The following is a 22,004-nucleotide window of genomic DNA, read 5'->3' on the forward strand; positions in this document are numbered from 1 at the left end:
AAGCCTAAGTAGAACTTAGGGGTTTTAAACCCATTTTTCTGATAACAAAAATTTACAACAACCTCGCACAAAGCCCACGCACTTCAGTCGTGGGATGTAGTGCGACCCCCTTTAGGGGGTGTGAGGGTTTTAATGTAATCCCTAAGAACTTCAGCCATTGATAATCCTTCTGATTCAGCATGACTTTTGAGACGTTCATATTCTTTCTCGTTAACATTAAACTGAATTTTCTTTTCCCTTGACATACTCTATTTAAGACTCTATTATCAGAGTATAGCAAGGATGTTCCTCGCTTATCTGGTCAGATGTTCTGACCTCCTTAAAAACAAGTTGTCAATGGCGAGAAAAAGGCAACCACTGTGATTATCCCTGTTGACTACAGAAAGCTCCGAAAAATCTTGGCAGAGCCAAAGACTGTAATAGTCGTAGCCGTCAATTGGGACGAGGTACTTGGCATTCCTCAGAGTCTCGTACTCTCCTCTAATATTGCTGTGAAGCAATTCTGGAAACAGTAGGGGGCAACTCCATGAATACCGAGCAATCGGGGCTAGACAGGAGAATCCCACGCGGTTCACCCGTGGGAGTGTCAAACTCCATGGAAAAACTTAATAATTTGAAGACTGACAGTTTAACGGGCGATTGTCCCAGTTAGGGGTGAGGACGCTTGGGCGTAGCTTTTGACCGGAATTCGCCCAGCCAGATAAGCCAGACGTCCGGCTTCCGTGGCCATTCCCATAGCTCTGGCCATGGCGGTGGAATTTTGGGCCAGGGCGATCGCCGAATTAATTAATAACGCATCCGCCCCCATTTCCATCGCTAAGGCTGCTTCACTGGGCGCACCAATACCAGCATCCACAACCACTGGAACCCTGGCATTATCAATAATAATGGCAATATTGGCAGCGTTTCTAATTCCCTGTCCTGAACCGATGGGAGAACCCAAAGGCATCACCGTGACACAGCCAACATCCTCTAAACGTTTCGCCAGCAGCGGATCGGCATTAATATAGGGTAAAACGGCAAAACCTTCTTTGACTAGCTGTTCCGCCGCTTCTAACGTGCCAATCGGGTCAGGAAGTAAATATTTACTATCAGGAATTACTTCTAATTTGACAAAATTATTGTCTTCCTGTCCTAATAATTTTGCCATTTCCCGTCCTAATCTAGCCACCCGAATTGCTTCTTCTGCGGTTTGACATCCGGCGGTATTTGGTAACATCCAAATTTTACTCCAATCAATAGCTTCGGCTAACCCTTCATGTCCTGGGGCTTGGGTTTGGACTCGTCTAACGGCCACGGTAACAATTTCGCACCCACTGGCGGTAATACTATCCTGCATTTCTTGGAGGTTACGATATTTCCCCGTCCCGGTCATTAACCGAGATTTAAAGGTTTTTCCCGCAATAATTAAGGAAGTATCAAGGAAAGATGAGTTAGTTTTTTCTATGGTTTGCATAATGGGTAATGGGTAATGGGTAATGGGTAATGGGTAATGGGTAATGAGGATCAAGGATTTAGGAGGATTTCACGGATTTCACAGATTTTAATCTGTGTTAATCTGCGTAATCATCTTAAATCCGTGTTCTAATTTTAATCTGTGTTAATCTGCGTAATCATCTTAAATCCGTGATCTGATTTTTGTGCTTCTGTTAAATAGGAACACCAATCACTCCAACTTCCCCCATATAATTTAGCTTGATCAATTCCTGCTAATTCTAAGGAAAATAAATTCACACAGGCAGTAACTCCTGAACCACAATAAACGATTATTTCTTCTGAGTCTTTAATATTCTGCCAGCGTTGGGATTGTTCGTTTATTTTAACAAAACCCGTGGTTTCTGTCACCTCTTGCCAAGGATAATTTACCGCCCCCGGAATACATCCAGCAATTGGATCAATGGGTTCGGTTTTTCCCAAATAGCGTTCGGGTTCCCTGGAGTCAATCAGCACCACTCCGGGTGAGTCTTTTCGAGCTTTTACAGTTTCAATATCAACTAACATTTCTGACTGGATTTCTGGCTTAAATATTCCTAATTTTGGATTAGGAATATTAGAACTAATGGGATAGTCTAAATTTTTCCATTGACTAAACCCTCCATCTAATAAAACAACTTGATTATGCCCAAAATAACGCAATAACCACCACAACCGAGAAGCAAAAGCTAACCGAGAATCATCATAAGCAACGACTAAGGTTTGTTGAGAAGTTATACCAATTTCTGATAACTTTGCTGATAGTTTTTCTGGGTTAGGTAAGGGGTGACGTCCGCCGTGTTTTTGAATCGGACTTGATAAATCTTGGTCTAAATCTAAATAAAATGCTCCTGGAAGATGACCTTCTTGATATTGTTGTTGTCCTAATTTGGGATTGGCCAAGGAAAACCGACAGTCTACAATCACAATATTATCATCTTCGAGATGTTCTGCTAACCATTTTGGAGAAACGATCAATTGAGATGCAGTCATAGTAATTTCAAGAATCAGTAACCATAACAATTATTATAATATCTTTTTATAAAGAGAAACAAAAGTAGACAAATAATTCATAAGTCTAGCAACAGCAAATAATCTTTTTATGTTTTATTAATATTGTAGTTTTGAATCGACTCAATTAATGTAAAATAATGTTGCAAGTTTTTGGTTTTGCTTTACAAAAATTAATCATTTTTTGACGAGGATGGGGGCTGTTTTTTATTATAATAATATACCAGCAATACAAGCGGTCATAAAACAGGCAATAGAACCCGCGATCATCGCTCTAATTCCTAATCGAGCAACATCGGCTTGTCGTTCGGGAGCGATCGCAGAAATTCCCCCAATTTGTATGGCAATCGAACCAATATTAGAAAACCCACAGAGGGCATAAGTAGAAATAATTATAGCCCGTTCAGAAATTGTAGAAAGGGTATTTTCTCCCCCCTTGCCTTGAGCAATTTGTTGAGAATTTTCGATCAATTGTTTTAAATCTAAATAGGCAATAAATTCATTTAGAACTGTTTTTTTACCCAATAAAACTCCCACCTGTAAACAATCTGCGATTGGAATTCCCATTAACCAAGCCACCGGAGCAAATAAATAACCCAAAATTCCTTCTAAAGATAAAGAAGGCATCCCCCAAAAACTTCCCAACCATTGTAAAACCCCATTAATTAAGGCTAATAATCCTAAAAAAGCAATTAACATTGCCGCCACATTTAAAGCTAATTTCATCCCGTCACTGGCGCCAGTTGCCGCCGCATCAATCCCATTAGCAGAAGTGGGTTGAACTTCTATTTTAACTTTTCCTTTAGTTAAAGAGATTTCCGTTTCAGGATAGAATATTTTAGAAATTGCTAAAGCAGCAGGAGCCGACATCACAGAAGCCGCCAGAATATGTTCGGCGGGAATCCCAAAGGAAATATAAGCGGCCATCACCCCTCCGGCAATGGTGGCAAATCCCCCAGTCATCACCGCATGAAGTTCTGAATTTGTTAAGGTATGAATATAGGGTTTAATTAATAACGGAGCCTCCGTTTGTCCGATAAAAATATTCGCCGAACAGGATAAAGTTTCTGAACCTGATGTTTTCAAAGTTCGCATCATTACCCAAGCCACAGCTTCTACAATTTTTTGTAAAATTTTATAATGATATAAAATAGAAATAAAAGAGGAAAAGAAAATAATTGTTGGTAAAACTTTAAAAGCAATAAAATGGTCTTGAAAATCTTCTCCAAAAACAAATTTAGCCCCCTGATCAGAAAAGTTAAGAAAGTGACTGACCGCATTTCCTAAAAACTCAAATAAAGCAAAACCAGCCTGAGTTTTGAGGATGAGTACGGCTAAAATAAACTGTAATCCAATCCCCCATAAAACCGGATGCCAACGCACCGCTTGACGATTCACAGAGCAGAGATAGGAAATTCCTACAAAAACAAATAATCCCAAAAGTGAAATTCCACGTTCCATAATTGTTTGATTTAATGTAGATTTTCAATGTACAATCAGAATGCTGTGCAAAAAGCGTCAGAATCCAAAATCAACCCTTTGCCAATTACTGTTAGCCCCAGCACACTGTAGGAGAAAAGCAATTATACCCCTACCGTTAATTACGTCTTACCAAACAGATTTATGTCTTTACCTATTGTTGCTATTATTGGCCGTCCCAATGTCGGAAAATCAACTCTAGCCAATCGTTTGGCGGGAAATCCCGAAGCGATTGTGCATGATCAGCCCGGTATTACCCGCGATCGCACCTATCGCCCCGCCTTTTGGCAGGATCGAGAATTTCAAGTCGTCGATACGGGCGGTTTAGTCTTTGATGATGATACAGAATTTTTGCCCATGATTCGAGAACAAGCAATGATCGCTTTAACCGAAGCCACCGCCGCGATTTTTGTGGTAGATGGTCAGGTGGGTTTGACGGGTGGGGATGAAGCGATCGCAAGTTGGTTACGAGAACAATCAATACCGATTTTATTAGCAGTAAATAAATGTGAATCTCCCACCACTGGAATTGTTCAAGCCGCCGATTTTTGGGAATTGGGACTAGGGGAACCCTATCCGGTTTCTGGGATTCATGGATCGGGAACCGGGGAATTATTAGATGATTTGATTAAACATTTACCCCCGATTGATGAAATCGAAACTGAAAAAGAAATTAAAGTAGCAATTATTGGTCGTCCGAATGTTGGAAAATCAAGTTTATTGAATTCCTTTTTAGGGGAAAATCGCGCCATTGTTAGTCCGATTTCGGGGACAACCAGAGATGCAATTGATACAGTAATTGAACGGGATGGAAAAACCTATCGCTTAATTGATACCGCCGGAATTCGACGCAAGAAAAATGTGGAATATGGGGCGGAATTTTTTGGGATTAATCGAGCTTTTAAAGCTATTAATCGGGCGGATGTGGTGTTACTTGTGATTGATGCGATTGATCAAGTTACGGATCAAGATCAAAAATTAGCAGATCGAATTATTGAAGAAGGTCGATCCTGTGTAATTGTGGTGAATAAATGGGATGCGATCGAGAAAGATACCTATACTATTTTAGACTATGAAAAAGAAGTCCGAGCCAAACTCTATTTTATGGATTGGGCGGAATTAATTTTTATCAGTGCTAAAACGGGTCAACGGGTTGAAAAAATTCTGAATTTAGTTGATACTGCCGCCGAAGGTCACGAACGACGAGTATCAACGGCCGTAATTAATGAAGTGATTGAAGAAGCGATTAGTTGGCATTCTCCCCCCGTCACTCGCCAAGGGAAACAGGGGAAAATCTACTATGGAACCCAAGTCAGTAGTAAACCTCCGACGCTGGTTTTATTTGTTAATGATCCTAAACGATTTAATGACAATTACCGTCGTTATATTGATGGTCAATTCCGTAAACAATTGGGCTTTAAAGGCACACCGATTAAGTTAATTTGGCGAGGAAAATCTGCCAGAGAAATTGAACGAAATCCGGCTAACCGAGCCACCCGGGTTAAATAAGAAAGCAGGGGAGGCGGGGAGCGTTTGAAGTTGTTATGGAGAGTTTAAGACCATGGCAAAAGGCAGTCGATTCCCGCGCTTTACGAATTACGAATTATGAATTACGAATTTAGGATTGCTATATTTCCCTAGGTATTTCTTAAATTCTCCTATAATATACCCAAGAATGATTCTATTTTGATTAATAGGTTTTGAGGATAGGGGCGATTTATGTCTACATTTGCTTTTGAGGTTAAGCCCAATGACTGATAATTTTTATCCTTTAACTTGTGATGACGATCTTTTATTGATTGATAAAGATACTTTTACTGTTGCTAGGTTTAAAGAATTTGCGATGTATTCTTTGAATCAAAAAATTTACGATGACCCCAATCATTATCCGAAAGAACAAAGGTTAAAACTTTTATTTAATATTCTTAATAATTATAATTATATAATTGATGATAAAGTAAGACTACCATTAACAGAAAGCTCTTGGAGTAATGTTAGTGGGTCTATTGAATGTAAATTATTAAGTTTAACTTCTGGTAAAGGTTGGATTAGTGGCAAATTAATTATAAAAAGCACTGTTAACTTTTTTCCTGAAGACTATAAAAACTTTACTTATGATCCCAAATCTCCATCTTACCCAAAATCGGAAATTGATATAGAATTACAATTCTATCCCGACGAAACTGAACCATTAGAAACCTCTGATGCTGCATTGGATGAATTGAGACAACAACTACAAATTTATAAATAATAAAGTTCGTTGTTACGATGCGTCGCCCATGCGCTAAAGCGCAACAACAAGCGCAACAACGAATGGCCTATCGTATAAATATTAGATGACTCAATTATTTAGGATTTACCGCCATAATAGAATAGAATTTCCTTCTCTTTTAAGCCTTGAAATCCCGCATCAATTAATAATTGATTCAGTTCAGTTTCAGGAATATGTTTAGCACCAATCCGAACAATTCGAGACCGCATGGTATTACTAACACCACTGCGTTGACGTCCGGCTTCTAAACCCATAACTTTATGGTAAAGATCTAACTTAACCGGAGGAATTGCTGTACCATCAAAGTCAATTCCTTTCGCGATCGCCACATCAATTGCATCCGCACCCGTTGTTGATTCCGTTGATATATTAGCTTCTGAAGTCATGGGAAATTATCCAATTTAATCTTTAAACAATTCTATTTTACCGTTAAAGGTTTAACGATACATTCTAGTTTCCAAATCCTTAATAATTCGTTGTTTATCCGGTTGTCCTTTCAAGAGTTTCAGCAGTCCTAACCCCTGATGAATCGGTTTATTACTAGCGGGTTCAGCAAAGCCGCTTACCCCGTCTATTTCACCCATAATTGTCCGATAAAATGCCGCACCGAATAGATGATCCATTGGTTTTTCCCCCTCTCCAAAGGAACCCACCGCCATCCAATTATTGCCGATCGCTGTGGAGGGATTTCTGGTTTCAGAAACCGTCGGAATCCCTAATTTAATTTTATCAGAAATTGACTTTTGTGCTACTTCTGCGATCGCCACCCTAGCGGTCATTTCTATTAAAGGAATCGCCCCTTTAATAATTACATTTCCTGATAATAAACCCAAGCCGCCCCGAGAAACAGAATTATAGGATTTTTCCGCTAATCGATCTATTTTGACCTCCGCAATATCAATCCGTTGAATATCAATTCTGGGATAATCTTGATGCTTTTCTAAGATAGATTGCATCGTTGTTTGAATAGTTTTAAATGCTTCTAAATATTCATCATCATCAAACTCATTGTTTAAAGCTAAATTCGGTTGACGGATGAGTTGATAAATCACTTTTCCCTGGGCTGGAATCTCTGCATTGATCATCCATTCATCTAAACTAATTAAGGTTAAAGCATCGAGAATATTTTTCCCTTCTCGTAGTTGAATATAGGTTTTTGCATAGCGCTTTTTATCGGATTCGGATAACTGGGATTGATTATAAATAGTATTAATAATCAGAATATCTAAGGTTAAAACTCTGGCGGTAATACTTCCGCGCAAATAGTATTTTTTTAAGTTGGATTTTAAGGAGGAATTGAGAATAATCGTATCAATTTTTGTTAACGCATCTAAATCGGGAACCGCTTCCCCTGAACGGATATATTGATAGGTTCCTTTTAACTGATTTTTTTCTTCTAACTCTAAATCTGATGTTTCTAAGGCTTTTTCTAAGCAATGTTCTAAGGTCAAACAACGGGAATGATGGCTGGCAATAATATAACGTTGACCGATATCAGAATACAGTTTAGAGGTTAGCACCAAATAATCTAATAAATCTAAGGCAGTAAAATCTTGGGTTGCTTGTCCATTATTGAGACGATTATAGGCTTCTAAACATCTAGTCTTAGTTTGTTCATAGAGAGAGAATTGATTAATTAAACGATTGATTTGTCGATCTATATTCAATTCTGAGTTATAAAAACTATGCAGGACTAAAAAGGCATCATTTCCCCTAATTCCACAGCCTTTTAGTCGTAAATTTGCTCCTTCTGTGCGGTGGGGCGGAATTCTCACGGTATAGGTTTTACCGTTTTTTAAGGTAACGGTTTGACTTCCCCCTTGATCGGCTGTTTGATAGGCTATAAAAATATGATACAGTTCATCTAAACTGCAATCAGTTCCGTGGGGATTGGATAAAGGTTCTTCTAATTCTGAACCCAAATAATCTATCCAATCTTGACCTTTTTTCCAAGTAGATTCTACGGAATGGGTGGCTGTATCCCGAATCGTTTTTCCGGCTTCGGTGGCTTTATGGGTAATGGCTTCTCCCGCATGGGATACGGAATTTTTAGCGGCTTCGGTGGCTTTTTCCGTTAAAGATTGACTGGCTTTGGCTGCTTTTTGACTAATCGAATTCCATAAGGATTTACTTTTGCGATCGCCCATTGATTTATTCTCCCCTGAACTCCCCTAAAGCCATGATATAGCAATCCTAAATAGGTTGTAACATTTTAATGCTGATATGAAACGGCCAGAAGTATTACCCCAGATCCCTCCCCCCCTAGCCCCCCGTGCACGGGGGGTTTGGGGGGGCTGTTCTCTATTCCCTTTTGATCAGGGATTTTAAACACAACTCAAATAGGATTGCTATATAATAGTTGGCATTAAATTATTTTAGCTCAAATCAACTCCTATTTTTAAACGAGTTTTGCTCCTAGGATTTTTTGGATTAAAACAGCAACTTTAATAATATCGGGGCCGCCGATTCTAACATTCCGACAAATCCGCCCCGAGGTTTATTTTCTTCTGGATTTAATTTATATTCCAAGGCTTCAACTAACTGGAGGGAAACTTTTTCGCCCTCTGGGGAATTTAAAGTTTTATACAGTTGTTCGGCTTGTTTTGCATCAGCCATAGCCCCCGTTAAATTCCCTAAATCAGCCAGCGCCATACTGCGAGCAAAATAGGCTGCGGCTAACTTGTCATCTAATCTCAATGCTTGATTATAAAAATCAATAGCATTAACATAATGTCCCGCTTTAGCTTCACTCACTCCCAGACGGTAAAAGTCCTCCGCATCGCCCACACTCGCCGGAAGTCCGATAACACCAACTAACTGAGCATTATTAATACTTTTGGCATCTAAAATCGCATTACTGAGGTAGGAACTTCTTAAATCCGTACCGTTGAGGTTAGCCCCCGCCAGGTTCGCCCCGGTTAAGTTAGCCCCGAATAAACTTGCCCCAGCTAGGTTTGCCCCCCGCAGGTCTGCTCCCGTCAGGTTAGCTCGACTAAGGTTCGCTCCCACCAGATTAGCACCATTGAGGTTAGCACCGACTAAATTCGCCAGTACCAAACCCGCACCACTGAGGTCGCAATTTTGACATTGTTTAGTTGAAAGAAGTTGTTGAGTCTGCTGTAAATTTTCGGCTTGGGCTGGGGTTAGGGGACTGAATACTGCTAACAGAGCAACACCAGCGATAATTTTTTGTTTCATGATAGACTAATCAGAAGATTGTTATCGCTATGATAGAATATTATTGGGGTAATTGCTACCGTTATCAAGCAGACTTTCGATTTTATCTCTATTTATATTAAGTTGATCAAAATCACGATTAAAAAGTGACTTTAATCACATTCATTTCAGGGGTTCTGTCACTGGTAAAATTATCCTTTCAATCAATAATATTAGAAGACAGAACCCGTTTTTGTTTTAGGTGCTTCCCATGTTAATAACTGAACCCTCTGTTAGTGTTGAAAGATTAGTCAATCAAATTTTTTGCTCTCGAAAAATCACCCGCAATGACCAAAGATTATTGATGTCATTGCTACTTTCCAAAGACTCATTAAGTGTAGAGGAACATTCCTATATTGATCAAGTTTTTGAACGCTTAAGACGGGGGCTAATTCATGTTGTTGATTAAATATCATAAATTACTCTTAAACCCAGAACTAAAACCACAGGAATTAACAGCCTGTGGTTCTATTTTTTTAAGATTTTGTGCTAGTTTGAAACCGTTGATAAGGAAAACGCCCGGTTTTGGGATCAAACCATTTATTCCAGAGTTGGGTATTTTCTTCGCTGGTAATAGTTTGATTAACTAAAGTTCCCCATTGAGAACTATTTTTAGGTAAAATACAACCATAATTTTCAAAGGTTAGGGGTTGTGAGGGGACTAAAGCAAAGGCTTTAAAGTCTAGTCCTTGTTGCCACAATTCGCCTAATAATAGAATCCCATCACTAGCAACCAAATCAATTTCCTCCGCTTTTAAGCGACGAATTCCATCCGCACGACTTCCAATAACTTGCCATTTCGCTTCAGGATAAATGGGACGGAATTGATCATCTGTCGTTGTTCCCAATAGGAATCCCACTGTAATATTACTTTCCCTGACTGTTTTTAATTTGGTTTCGGAAGTGAGAGTCGGGTTTAAACGTTCTGCATCCGCTTCTCTTGCTAAAAGTTGAATACCACTGGTAAAATAGGGAGTAGAAAAATCTACCTTTTGTTCTCGTTCTGGAGTAATACTGGTAGCTTCACAGACAATATCTAATTTACCTGTTTCTACCTGATTAAATCTATTTTTCAGGTCAACGGTTTTTAATTCTAATTTAATCGGTTTATTCAGTTGTTTTTCTAGGCGCTGTTGAATAAGTTTAATTAAATCAACGGAATACCCTTGTAAAGTGTCATTTTTGTCTGTATAACCAAAGGGAACCGCATCCGTCCTCACCCCGGCCGTCAGTACCCCTGTCCGGCTGACTTTTTCTAACACAGTTTCCGCCCAAACCGAGAGGGGAAAACTAATGGTGAAAAGAAGACTCAAAAGAGAAACAGCAAGTTTTTTGTCCATTTGCATTAGATTCTTAACCAGATTAAAACCTCCTGTCATCCTATAACATTAATTGGGAACTAAAGGCAAGGGAAAAAAAAATATATTTACTAGAAACCAGTTATAGGATTTTGGTGATTAATAAGTACCTAAACAAAATTAATTACACATCCTCCACCCTGTTCCCTCCCCCCCAAACCCCCCGTGCACGGGGGGTTTGGGGGGGCTGTTCCCTCTCTCAACTAGGTAATTTATTTTGTGTAACTACTTAGCATTTAAGTTTACAAAATTTTTGGGGTTTTATTCTCTTTTTTAGAGGGTATGACGCTTGTGAGTTATGAAGGGTCAGTGGAAAATCGGTGAATTTCATAGCAAAAGCATCTATAATTTGGGCTAATGGTCAGTTAATCGGAACATCCAGTACAGAATAAAATTCTTAATCAATTGATCTTGATCATGGGTCTATCACATCCTTGATTTATTTCTACTTAAAAGGCAATATTGTCATGAAAAGTTCAGTTACCGATTTATTAGGAAACACTTTAGAAATTGCTGTGAATCAAACTGCGATCGCAGCAATTACAGGATATCAAAAATATATTTCTCCCCGTAAAGGATTCTCCTGTGCATATCGAGTTTTACACAAGACTGATTCTTGCTCTCAATATATTAAAAAATTGATTACAAAATATGGTATAATTGATGCAATTCCCTTAGCGAATCAACGCTTCAAATCTTGTAAAAATTCTTCTCTTATTCTCCATAGTGAAACCCAGAAAAAACAGCGTCCGTGTCAAAACTTAATCAGTCAGAAGTGTCAATGCAAACCTGAAGATATTTTACAAGGAATTTGTGATGTTTCATTTTGCTTTATCACGGACTGTGGTGACGGGTCAAATTGTAGTTGCTTTTAAGGTTGAATCACAGACTATGCTGCTAGAATAACCTGCTTTTTCTCAAATGATTGACTTTATCACCCTCTCAACTTGTCGAGGTGCTTCAATTTCTGTAAATAGTTGAATAGCATTATCAAAATTAGGTTTGCTGTTTTCCCTATCTCCCATCAGTTGATAGGTTAAAGCCTGTTGATAATAAGCTTCCGCTAGATCACATTTAGCACCAATATATTCTAAAATTTCTATAGATTCTTGATGATGGGTGAGTGCGTTTGCAAATTCGCCTTGTATTCGATAAAGTTCTCCTAGACCTGTTATGGCTTTGGCTTTTACTTGAGTAAAGTTAGTTTTTTCAGCAAATGATATTGCTTGATTATACATTTGAAATGACTTTAGAGTTTCACCTATATTCTTATATATTATTCCGAAGCATAGCAATTTGTAACCTTGGCTCCAAATAGTCACTTTAGCTTCTTTTAAAGGTTTACTTTTATTAAGATAAGATAGTGTTGTTTCAGTGTTACCCCAATATGAATTTATTAAAGCAAGGTAAACATAACTGCATAATTGAATATGATAAAAGTGATCTTGATAAAGTTGATTCTCTTGTGTTATTAAGATTATTTTTTTGTTAGAGAGTGTGAAAATCGTTTCTTCAAATAAAAGATAAGATTGTCCTAAATCCCCTATATCTAAATAGCACAATCCTTGATTAAATAAGGATACAACGGATAATCTATACAATTGATATAAATAAAAATCTAGTTCTGGACTTTGTTCAGAATCAATATATATTGTTTGTATTTTTTCTGCTATTGATTTAGATTCCTTATGATGATTTATTGCTTGGTATATATAGCCTCTTAGCCCTTCTATATAACCTAATATATTATATAATTTAGCTTTAACATAACTATTATCTAGCTTGTCTTTAACTTTATTAATTAATGAAGCAGTTTGTTGTAATAAGCCAAATCTAGAAAATGATCTACCTAGTGATTCACCTTTTTCCCATTTATTATCCCTTTCTTTTTCTATTATAGAACCTGCTTGCTCAAAGTCATTAATCTCTACATACTGATGGTAAGCCTCAAACGCTTTCAGTGCATCTTGTACAGTTTCAACCGTCTTAACACTATCCGTCCAAAACTCCGCAGCTTTAATATTAGCTGTTTCCCAATCTTCACTTTTTCTTAAACGTGCGATCGCTTCTTCCCTAACCATTGGATGTAAAAAAAATTCACCCTTGTTAACTTCTACTAAAGAACGATTTTTTAACGACTCAATCACCCTGCGCTGTTCACCTTCTGGAACATCCCATAATAAACACAATAACCCATTATCAGGAACAGTGGGAACATCTTGATAACGATAACACCCCAACCGACACAATAATTTAAACGCATTAATATCAAGTTCTTGCAAACGGTTAAATTGAGAATTTACTAAATTTTTTAAATCAGGTTTAGCTAAAATTTCAGCTTTATTAAAATTCCAATAAGCTTGAATATCTCCTTGATATTGAGGATCTTCTTGAACTGCACCGCAAAGAATCCGCATCGCCTTAGCATTTCCCCCATAGGCTTTGTGCATTTCAGTTAAAATAGAATCATGATTATTAATCTGATAATATTCAAAATATTGTTTCCAGGCACAATAGTCTAACTCAGGTAAACGATAGGTTTCAACCGTAATATCCCCTTCACACAAACGTTCACGACTGGTAATTAAAGTTACTGACTGCACCATCGGATCTGTTAACATCCTCAATAGTTCAATATAACTTCGATGGGGTTCAATAAATCTAAACTCAGAATCCAGTGCAGGTTCTAAGTTATCAATTAATATCCCAATTTTTTGATTTTGTAACAGTCGTTTTAGCCGTCCCAAGGACACCATAAAATCCCGTCCAGGTTCCTCCTCAAAATCCTTTCTTAGCCATTCCTCAACAATACTTTCAACAGGCGAGATGGTTTCCCTTTCCTTCGCCATCGTCAAATATAAGATTTTATCAAAATTTTGATTCTTCAGAAATTCTGTAGCCAGAGTTGTTTTACCAATTCCTGCTGCGGCTTGAATTAAAATAATTTTTGCACCTTGATTGATTTTGGTTTTAAGGTGAGCGATCGCATTTTCCCGACCAATAAAATTAATATTTTCGTTAACAATATTTTCGGCAATTGCGATCGCACTGTTACTCTCAATAGAATTAGGTGCAGAGGGTATAGGTGTGGAGGGAGAGGCGATCGCAACTTTATTATAGTAACGCTCTACAACCGCTTGTACATTATCCCGATTTACCTTTTCTGCACATAGGTTTGACAACCTTCGCCAAAGCTTGTATGCAGCCGTCTTAACACTTTCACCTGCAAACCCTTCGCTATTTCCAGTTTCGTCATAACTTTTGCCATCTTTACCCTTCCACGCTTCTTTCAAGATAGTAGTTTCAAGGGTACTCAAGGTTTTGAGCTTCTTGGCCATTAGTTGTGAACTGATAAAGTCCAACGCTGAAGTGATGTCCATAGATGTATCCACTGGTAAGTCGCAGCCTCTAAATAATAACTATAGATGACTTTGACTTACTTTGGTTAACTATGGGTAACTTTATTACCTGATTTAAAGTTAAAAAATGATTTTTAATTACTCACTTTAATCTACTGACGCTTCAAGAGAAAATCTTTAATCTAGTGTTCAGAACAACAGTTAATCAACTCATCTTTCAAGGAGACAAAATCATGCCTAGTCCTTCAGACTTTGGAATCAATCTTAGTTCTATCAACTATCAAGCAGCAGGCAATAAGATTGTTGCTGGTAACAATGATCCTACTTTTTGGTGTACGGAATTTGCTTATGGTCGTGCCATTGAAAAAGGGCTATTTCAAAACAATCAAGGCTTAGGTGCAAAATGGTTTGGAAATGCTGGTCAGTGGGATGATAATTTAGGAGGATGGACTCGTCAACCATCAGCTAATAGTTTTGTTGTTTGGGACCCCTGGCAAGGGGGATCATATGATGTCGGTCATGTAGGTTTTGTAGAACGAGTTAACGCTGATGGCTCATTCACTATGTCGGAAGCAAACTTTGCCGGACAATATTTCAACTCGCGCACTGTTTCCCCTGGTACAACTGCATTTAACAGTGCGAAATTTGTACCTATAACTGGTGGAACAACGCCAACTCCGGGGGGAACTCCCACATCTGGTAACGATAATATTACTGGTGGTGCGGGTAACGACAATATCAATAGTTTAGCTGGAAATGACACCGTATCAGGAGCCGCAGGAAATGACACCCTTAATGGGAATAGTGGCAATGATCAACTATTTGGTAATGATGGGAATGATTCATTAATGGGTTGGACAGGAAACGATACCGTAACGGGTGGTAATGGCAACGATGTCTTGGATGCCTTTTATTACAGTGGTCTTAGTGGTAATGGAGAAATTGATTACTTAAGGGGAGATGCAGGTGTAGATACCTTTGTTATTGGTGATTCTTACGGCAAAGGTTACTTAGGAAATAGTTATGCTGTTATTGAGGATTTTAACTGGCGGGATGACTATATCAAAATCCAAGGTAGTTTAAGTCAATATGCCCTTAAGCCTGGTAATCTTTACGGCTTCTCTGCAAATGATACCGCTATTGTTTTAAGCAGTAATAATAGTGAAGTATTAGCGATCGCTCGTAATGTATCCACAGCTAATAGCACAATTCGCTATTCTTCATCCGATTTTCTCTCCGCTTAATTCAATATAATTTCCGTAGGGGCGGGTTCGCCAATATCTCGAATACCTGCAAGAAATTTCACTGAACCCTCCCCTTTTTATTATTAATTAACAGCAAACTCCGTGTGAGGACGAATATTAGGGGGATGAAACCCTAAAACAATTTGAGTTTTAGGAATTCCTGCCTTAACTAACTCATTGGCAATTCCATCCTCTAATCCATCTCGATGTATCCAAATTTTATCGCCAATCACCTCGATATGAACCAAACACCCATGAACCTGTACATCATCTTCCCATCCCAAAGTAATCAATAAAAAATTGTTCCTATCTTCACTCACAATCAAACGACATTGTAAATCCCCATAAGCATAGGGAATTTCTGTATATTCTTTAAGTTTTTCTTGAATAATTTCTCGATATTGAACTAAACTATCCATTGAACAATTTCCTCCTTTTGACTTTCAAAAATTAATAAATTAACTCGATATTTGTTAATCACTAACTGTCCAATTGGCTCAGAAAAAATCGCCTGATAGGTTGTTTTACGAACAGCCAGATACAACAAACAATCCGGTTTTAGTTAACCCCAAATCTACAAAAAGTTCTCTGACTCTGTAATCGTCCAGCCATCTTTAACCAAGGCATTTTTTACTGGATCATGATAAAAGTCTTTAGCTGGCATCTATCCTTACTCCTAAATACTAAAAACTTTAGTCAATTTTAACTAACTAAAGTTTTAAATTCACTCAGCTTTCAACCTATTTTAATAGGTTTTAGCTTTGAGCCTGAATTTTAATTCAAGGCTGTTGATTAATGATCCAATGATTCAAGATATCCTAGATGATGCGATCGCTGTACTAACACACGCTACAATTAACGATTGTAACCGCAGTTAGGATAGGGTTAATTGTTGCGATCATAACGAATTTAGAGGGAATGATCGGATTATATCACCCACTTTTTCGGAATTATCCTTAACCGCAGAACAGGTATTAACTGTTTAGTATTCCGAGAAATTGGGTTTCTGCCTTAACCTTTGCTGCATAATAGAAGGATAGCTGAAGAAATCCGGTTTCTACAATTTAAAGGTAAAATCATGGCCGTTGAATATGATTTAGTGGTGATTGGAGGTGGTTCTGGGGGGTTAGTTGTTGCTAGTGCCGCTGCCCAATTAAAGGCAAAAGTTGCCTTAATAGAACGCGATCGCTTAGGGGGGGATTGTTTATGGTTTGGCTGTGTTCCTAGTAAGTCTTTAATTCATGCTTCCCGGGTAGCTTATGAAGTAAAAAACGCGGCTAAATTTGGGATTTATACTGATAATTATAACATTAATTTTGCCAAAGCTGCAAGTCATGTTCAACAGGTTATTTCTACTATTCAACCCCATGATTCTCCCGAACGGTTTGAATCTTTAGGAGTTGAGGTTATTTTTGGAGATGGTCAGTTTTTAGATAACAAAACCTTCAGTATTAATGGGCGTAAACTAACCGCTAGAGCTTTTGTAATTTCCACGGGTTCCCGGGCGGCTATTCCTAATATTCCAGGGTTAAATCAAGCGGGTTTTCTTACTAATGAACAGATATTTTCTATACAAAATTGTCCTGAATCCTTAGCAATTTTTGGAGGGGGGCCGATTGGTTGTGAACTGGGACAAGCCTTTTCACGGTTAGGGTCAAAGGTGACAATTTTATCGAGTCGAAATCAGATTTTGCCGAAAGAAGATCCTGAAGCTGCAAAGGTAGTTCAAGATCAATTATTATCGGAAAATATTGTAATTTTAAATAATACTAAAGCGGAAAGAGTTGAAATAGAAAATGGCAAAAAGAAAATTATTGCGGGGAATAATATTATTTTAGCCGATGAAATTTTAGTTTCAGTTGGACGAGTTCCTAATGTTGAATCCTTGAATTTGGAAGCGGCGGGTGTTACTATTAATCAATCGGGGATTAAAGTTAATCATAAACTCCAAACAACTAACCCGTATATTTACGCTTGCGGTGATGTGATTGGGGGGTATCAATTTACTCATGTTGCGGGTTATGAAGCCGTTGTGGTGTTAACCAATGCCCTATTTTTTCCGATTAGTAAAGTTAACTATCGGGTGATACCTTGGGCGACTTTTACCGATCCTGAATTAGCCAGAGTTGGGTTAACAGAAGCACAAGCAAAGGAACAGTATGGAGATGATATTTGTGTTTTGAAACAACCTTTTGCGGGAGTTGATCGCGCCATTGCTGAAGCAAAAACCCTAGGATTTGCTAAAATTATTACTCGGAGTAATGGTGAAATTTTAGGGGCTCATTTAGTGGGTGCATCCGCCGGAGAGTTAATTCATGAAATTGTTTTAGCAATGTCCCATCGTTTGAAGGTTTCTGCTTTAACTGGGATTCATATTTATCTGACTTTATCGGAAGTTAATAGTAAGGCGGCGTTATTGTTACAAAAACAACAATATGCAGCTAATACTTGGCAACAAAAGCTTTTAGAACGGTTTTTTAATTGGAGGCGATCGCTTTAATCATAACCCATGAAAATTATAACTTTAAATCTTCGTTATGACAAGCCAGATCAAGGTAACAATGATTGGAAGTTTCGTCGTCATGCTATTGCTAAATTAATAGAAAAGTATAACCCTGATATTCTTGGAACTCAAGAAGGAAAAGCCCATCAAATCTTAGATTTACACAGATTATTACCTCAATATCAAAGTATTGGGACGGATCAAATTGGTAATGGAACTGGAGAACATTGTGCTATTTTTTATCAAACTAAAAGGTTTCAATGTATTGAATCAAAAGATTTTTGGTTAAGTGATACTCCTAAATTAGTCGGAAGTATAAGTTCAGAGTGGGGAAATGCTACCCCTAAACTGGTAAGTTGGGGAGTGTTTATTTCCTGGGAAACCCAACAACAAATCACCGTTTTTAATACCCATTTAGATTATTATAGTCAACAAGCTCGAAAATTGAGTATTCCTTTAATTATAGAACATTTGAATCAAGTTAACCCTGAACATTCCTTATTAATATTAACCGGAGATTTTAACACCGAACCCAAGAGCGAAGAACGTCAAGCTTTATTAAAACCCCTTGCTAATGAAATTCAATTACTAGATAGTTTATCCGATATTCCCTTAGAATCTCAACAGACCTTTCATAATTTTACAGGTGAAGCGATCGCCGCCGTTGATACGATTTATTATGATCATCGGATGGCTTTAAAATCTGTTACCATTGATATTAATCAAATCGAAGATATTTGGCCGTCGGATCATTTTCCAGTCATTGCAGAATTTCAGAAACTAGATTTCTGAGTTGAACAAGGAAACCTCGAACAGAAATTAATATGTTAAAATTTTTAGGATATCTAGTATTGTTGAGAATTCCCAATCTAGTTTGATCCAGTTTGATCAAAAATCCAGTATTTCAGCCAAGCCGTTATGCTAAAATAACTAAAGAACCCGTTTATCATAGAGTTAAACAAATGGCAAACAAAAACAATGACTTTGCACTAAATTTTTATCAAACTCTGCAAGCGACTGAAGGAAACCTTTTCTTTTCTCCCTACAGTATTTCTACTGCATTTGCGATGACCTATGCAGGTGCTCGTGGACAGACAGAACAACAAATTGCCCAAGTCTTTCGCTTTTCTACAGGAGAACAGTTTCATGCGACCTTTTCTGAGCAATTAAAGGTAGGACAACAGAGTGATGATGTTTTGCTCCTGAGTGCCAATTCTTTATATCCTCAAATCAAATATCCTTTCCTTGAAAGTTTTTTAACACTATTAGACAAATATTATCAGGTCAAAATTACACCTGTTGATTATTATAATGATTTACAGACTGCACGCAATACCATTAATCAATGGGTTGCTGAACAAACCCAAAATAAAATCAATGAATTGATTCCTTCAGATGCTTTAACTGACCTAACACGATTGGTACTGGTTAATGCTATTTATTTTAATGGAAACTGGGCGATTCCATTTGATAAGAATTCAACGAAAACAGAACCATTTTGGGTAACACCTAGTCGTCAGATTCAAGTACCCATGATGCAGCAAAATAAAAGAGTTGGCTATACTGAAACTGAAGAAGTTCAAGTGCTTGAGTTGCCCTATGTCGGGGATAATTTCTCAATGATTATTCTGTTACCCATAGAAAGAAATGGATTGACGGAACTCGAAAAGAATTTGACTGTTGAAAATCTTTCTAATTGGATAGAGTCGGTTGATCAACAAAACGTTGAAGTTTCTTTACCACGCTTTAAGGTAAATTTTCAATCAGAACTCAGTAACACCTTAGCTCAGATGGGGGTTACAGATGCGTTTAATCAGGATAAAGCTAATTTTTCTGGAATGGATGGTCAAGAAAACTGGTTGTATATTGAAAAAGTGTTTCATCAAGCTTTTATTGATGTCAACGAAGAAGGGAGTGAAGCAACAGCAGCAACAGGAGTTTTGGGGGGAGTAAGAAGTCCGCCGCCATCGTTTGAGGCTAATCACCCATTTATTTTTTTAATCCGTGAAAATCACACCGGGAATATTTTGTTTTTGGGTCGATTAGTTAATCCAGAAACTAAGTGATTCAGTATTTTAGAATTCAGAACTTACGCAGCTATGCTACATATATATAGCCCATCAAAAATCTGGCGATTTACAGCAGTTTAACTCAGGGTATCGCCAGATCAAAGAGTAAATTAGTGGGAATTAATTGATTGATTTAAAAGCTAAATAAATTTCAGCATATCTGCATAGCCAGACTAACTCATCATTTGTCTGTTCAAAAATTGGGCAAATTTTGGGTGATTCCCTAATGATCGTGATAAAATTCTAATCAAGCTACCAAAAAATTAAGTAAACAGCAATCAATTATGAAAAAATTAATCACAAAACTTTATAAATTACACATTTAACTAACCTCACATTTTATTCAGGAAGTCGCACTTTAGTCTATCGGGCTATCCGTAAGAGTGACCAATTATCTGTGATAATTAAACATCTGAAAAATGATTATCCCACCTTTGGCGAATTAGTACAGTTTTGCAATCAATACACGATTACTAAACATCTCAAATCCCCTCTAATCATCGAAACTTATAGCCTAGAAGTCTACCAAAATGGCTATCTGTTAGTTATGGAAGATTTTGGAGGGATATCTCTGCAAGAATGGATGGTTAAAGGGAAAAATATCCTCTCTTTAAGCGATTTTTTACAGATAGCAATTACCCTTTGTAATACCTTAAATATACTCTATCGAGAGTTGACTATCGAACTGACTTTTATTCTTTAGGTGTAACTTTCTACAAATTACTCACAAAAAAAATTACCTTTTCAATCCAATGACTCTATGGAGTTAGTCCATTGTCATATTGCTAAATTACCGCCAGAAACTCAGGAGGTTTTGAAACTAGCAGCTTGTATTGGAGCGCAATTTGATTTGTCAACTTTAGCAATAGTTTCAGAAACTTCTAAATCTCTGATTGTGCGGATTTGGCAACAGCCTATTTACACGGTATTAATGCCTTTAATCGAAGGTTATCAAGCAGGTTTGATATCGGGAGATTTAGAGTTCGCGGCTTACTGTATTTATAACCGATGTCAACTTGCTTATGCGACCGGAAGTGAACTACAACATCAATACGGTGAAAAACCGATGGGGTGGAAAGCATCTGGGAATAGAATTAAGCGTGGTCTTTATCGGACATCTGATGGTTTTGTTGTTAATGCTGACTTAAATGGTGCAGCTAATATTTTAAAAAAAGTATCGGGAAGATTAGGTTTGTCGCTTAATCAACTCAGTAGACGATATGCGGCAGTCGTAGCGAGAATTAGATTAAACTAATCCTGTCCGCAGAATCTCAGTGTCTTCAGACCTGAGAGTGTCAATACTCTCCTAAAAATGGTGATTACAAATGCCGGAGCGAGTAAGTGTGTGTTGCTTTTTAAACAAGATAGTTCGTTAAAATTAGTTGCCTTGGTAGAGGAGGGAAAATCACCGCAACTCTTACCCTCAATTCCCCTAGAATCTAGTTTAGATTTAGCGATTATTTTAGTTAATACCGTTGAGCGAACTAGGGAACCTTTGGTATTAGCTAATGCGGCGATCAATTACCGATTTATTGCTGATTCTTATATTCACAAACATCAGCCTAAAAGTATCCTTTGTAGCCCGATTTTGAATCAAGGAAATTTGATCGGAGTTTTATATTTAGAAAATAATTTGACGATCGGAGCATTTACCAGCGATCGGGTTGAACTCCTAAATTTAATCTGTACTCAGGTGGCAATTTCTTTGGAAAATGCCCGACTGTATAAGCAAGAACAGCAAAAATCTCAAGATTTGGAGGATGCAATAAATAATCTAAAAAACGCTCATTTACAACTCTATCGAGAAACTTTCCCCAATCCGGGGGAGAAAATTCAACACCATGCGGAAAAAATTGACTTAGATTATAGTTTAGAAGACTTGCCAAATATACTAAATTCAATGGTAATGGCTTGCGATCGCCCGTCAAATTGTGGTAGAAAAACACAGAGGAGAAATTCAAGTCAATTCCATCCTTGGTGAAGGAACTGATTTTACAATCATTTTATCGGCTAGAGGTAA

General features: G+C 37.7%; 20 protein-coding genes and 3 pseudogenes. 11 read left to right on the forward strand and 12 right to left on the reverse strand.

All coding sequences use genetic code 11. The features are described 5' to 3' along the window. Nucleotides 1-83: 83 nt before the first annotated feature. From NMG86_RS10890 to NMG86_RS10905, 4 genes are all read right to left on the reverse strand, one after another. On the reverse strand, nt 84-245 hold the full coding sequence (locus NMG86_RS10890) for a ribbon-helix-helix protein, CopG family (RefSeq protein WP_141292963.1): 162 nt from the start codon (nt 243-245) through the stop codon (nt 84-86). Between the two features lie 383 nt (nt 246-628). Next, nucleotides 629-1,456 carry a thiazole synthase gene (locus tag NMG86_RS10895; RefSeq protein WP_026797626.1) on the reverse strand — a complete coding sequence of 276 codons (828 nt, stop codon included), beginning with the start codon at nt 1,454-1,456 and terminating at the stop codon, nt 629-631. Nucleotides 1,457-1,590: 134 nt separating this feature from the next. After that, on the reverse strand, nt 1,591-2,466 hold the full coding sequence (locus NMG86_RS10900) for a sulfurtransferase (RefSeq protein WP_043938699.1): 876 nt from the start codon (nt 2,464-2,466) through the stop codon (nt 1,591-1,593). A 228-nt stretch (nt 2,467-2,694) separates the two neighbouring features. Beyond that, complete coding sequence (locus NMG86_RS10905; RefSeq protein WP_026797627.1) at nt 2,695-3,945, reverse strand: NupC/NupG family nucleoside CNT transporter; 1,251 nt, start codon at nt 3,943-3,945, stop codon at nt 2,695-2,697. 162 nt (nt 3,946-4,107) lie between these two features. On the opposite strand from NMG86_RS10905, the gene der reads away from it, so the two are divergent. Continuing rightward, nucleotides 4,108-5,472: a ribosome biogenesis GTPase Der gene (der, locus tag NMG86_RS10910; RefSeq protein ID WP_026786940.1), complete on the forward strand. Its 1,365-nt coding sequence runs from the start codon at nt 4,108-4,110 to the stop codon at nt 5,470-5,472. 241 nt (nt 5,473-5,713) lie between these two features. Beyond that, complete coding sequence (locus tag NMG86_RS10915) at nt 5,714-6,214, forward strand: KGK domain-containing protein (RefSeq protein ID WP_026797628.1); 501 nt, start codon at nt 5,714-5,716, stop codon at nt 6,212-6,214. Between the two features lie 98 nt (nt 6,215-6,312). On the opposite strand, the gene NMG86_RS10920 is transcribed toward NMG86_RS10915, so the two are convergent. From NMG86_RS10920 to NMG86_RS10930, 3 genes are all read right to left on the reverse strand, one after another. Next, nucleotides 6,313-6,621, reverse strand: a complete 309-nt coding sequence (locus tag NMG86_RS10920) for a small RNA NsiR4-regulated ssr1528 family protein (RefSeq protein ID WP_026797629.1) — start codon at nt 6,619-6,621, stop codon at nt 6,313-6,315. A gap of 51 nt (nt 6,622-6,672) precedes the next feature. Next, complete coding sequence (locus NMG86_RS10925; RefSeq protein WP_026797630.1) at nt 6,673-8,382, reverse strand: hypothetical protein; 1,710 nt, start codon at nt 8,380-8,382, stop codon at nt 6,673-6,675. 283 nt (nt 8,383-8,665) lie between these two features. Next, complete coding sequence (locus tag NMG86_RS10930; protein WP_026786936.1) at nt 8,666-9,433, reverse strand: pentapeptide repeat-containing protein; 768 nt, start codon at nt 9,431-9,433, stop codon at nt 8,666-8,668. A gap of 229 nt (nt 9,434-9,662) precedes the next feature. Between NMG86_RS10930 and NMG86_RS10935 the strand changes: the two genes are divergently transcribed. After that, nucleotides 9,663-9,860 (forward strand): hypothetical protein, encoded by a 198-nt coding sequence (locus NMG86_RS10935; RefSeq protein ID WP_026786935.1) that lies wholly within the window; start codon nt 9,663-9,665, stop codon nt 9,858-9,860. A gap of 67 nt (nt 9,861-9,927) precedes the next feature. On the opposite strand, the gene NMG86_RS10940 is transcribed toward NMG86_RS10935, so the two are convergent. Beyond that, on the reverse strand, nt 9,928-10,791 hold the full coding sequence (locus NMG86_RS10940; protein WP_026797631.1) for an amino acid ABC transporter substrate-binding protein: 864 nt from the start codon (nt 10,789-10,791) through the stop codon (nt 9,928-9,930). 485 nt (nt 10,792-11,276) lie between these two features. Here NMG86_RS10940 and yidD point away from each other — a divergent pair, with 485 nt between their 5' ends. Further along, a complete protein-coding gene (yidD, locus tag NMG86_RS10945) occupies nt 11,277-11,684 on the forward strand; it encodes a membrane protein insertion efficiency factor YidD (RefSeq protein ID WP_052338694.1) in 408 nt (135 codons plus the stop codon). A 42-nt stretch (nt 11,685-11,726) separates the two neighbouring features. Here yidD and NMG86_RS10950 read toward each other — a convergent pair whose 3' ends face one another. Further along, complete coding sequence (locus tag NMG86_RS10950) at nt 11,727-14,189, reverse strand: tetratricopeptide repeat protein (RefSeq protein ID WP_026797632.1); 2,463 nt, start codon at nt 14,187-14,189, stop codon at nt 11,727-11,729. A 212-nt stretch (nt 14,190-14,401) separates the two neighbouring features. On the opposite strand from NMG86_RS10950, the gene NMG86_RS10955 reads away from it, so the two are divergent. Further along, on the forward strand, nt 14,402-15,412 hold the full coding sequence (locus NMG86_RS10955) for a CHAP domain-containing protein (protein WP_051319519.1): 1,011 nt from the start codon (nt 14,402-14,404) through the stop codon (nt 15,410-15,412). A gap of 83 nt (nt 15,413-15,495) precedes the next feature. Here the strand turns inward: NMG86_RS10955 and NMG86_RS10960 are convergent, their stop codons facing one another. From NMG86_RS10960 to NMG86_RS10970, 3 genes are read right to left on the reverse strand one after another with little or no spacing between them, the layout of a single operon-like run. Continuing rightward, nucleotides 15,496-15,831 carry a XisI protein gene (locus NMG86_RS10960; RefSeq protein WP_026786931.1) on the reverse strand — a complete coding sequence of 112 codons (336 nt, stop codon included), beginning with the start codon at nt 15,829-15,831 and terminating at the stop codon, nt 15,496-15,498. Next, nucleotides 15,819-15,959, reverse strand: coding sequence for an element excision factor XisH family protein (locus NMG86_RS10965; RefSeq protein WP_081696189.1), 141 nt, complete (start codon nt 15,957-15,959; stop codon nt 15,819-15,821). Before NMG86_RS10965 ends, NMG86_RS10960 begins: the two co-directional genes overlap by 13 nt. Before the next feature lie 27 nt (nt 15,960-15,986). Further along, a complete protein-coding gene (locus tag NMG86_RS10970; RefSeq protein ID WP_071782549.1) occupies nt 15,987-16,076 on the reverse strand; it encodes an element excision factor XisH family protein in 90 nt (29 codons plus the stop codon). 414 nt (nt 16,077-16,490) lie between these two features. On the opposite strand from NMG86_RS10970, the gene NMG86_RS10975 reads away from it, so the two are divergent. The 6 genes and pseudogenes from NMG86_RS10975 to NMG86_RS11000 form a co-directional block, all read left to right on the forward strand. Then, on the forward strand, nt 16,491-17,912 hold the full coding sequence (locus tag NMG86_RS10975; RefSeq protein WP_026797633.1) for a dihydrolipoyl dehydrogenase family protein: 1,422 nt from the start codon (nt 16,491-16,493) through the stop codon (nt 17,910-17,912). Nucleotides 17,913-17,921: 9 nt separating this feature from the next. Then, complete coding sequence (locus NMG86_RS10980; protein ID WP_026797634.1) at nt 17,922-18,707, forward strand: endonuclease/exonuclease/phosphatase family protein; 786 nt, start codon at nt 17,922-17,924, stop codon at nt 18,705-18,707. Nucleotides 18,708-18,877: 170 nt separating this feature from the next. Next, on the forward strand, nt 18,878-19,981 hold the full coding sequence (locus NMG86_RS10985; RefSeq protein ID WP_144018156.1) for a serpin family protein: 1,104 nt from the start codon (nt 18,878-18,880) through the stop codon (nt 19,979-19,981). A gap of 316 nt (nt 19,982-20,297) precedes the next feature. After that, nucleotides 20,298-20,795 (forward strand): annotated as a pseudogene (locus tag NMG86_RS10990) (protein kinase); the annotation flags it as partial. A gap of 243 nt (nt 20,796-21,038) precedes the next feature. Next, nucleotides 21,039-21,239: pseudogene (locus NMG86_RS10995) on the forward strand (transposase family protein); the annotation flags it as partial. A gap of 51 nt (nt 21,240-21,290) precedes the next feature. Next, nucleotides 21,291-21,965 (forward strand): annotated as a pseudogene (locus tag NMG86_RS11000) (GAF domain-containing protein); the annotation flags it as partial. Nucleotides 21,966-22,004 lie beyond the last annotated feature (39 nt).

Origin of the sequence: Planktothrix rubescens CCAP 1459/22 (genome assembly GCA_904830895.1) — a bacterium.
GTDB lineage: Bacteria > Cyanobacteriota > Cyanobacteriia > Cyanobacteriales > Microcoleaceae > Planktothrix > Planktothrix agardhii.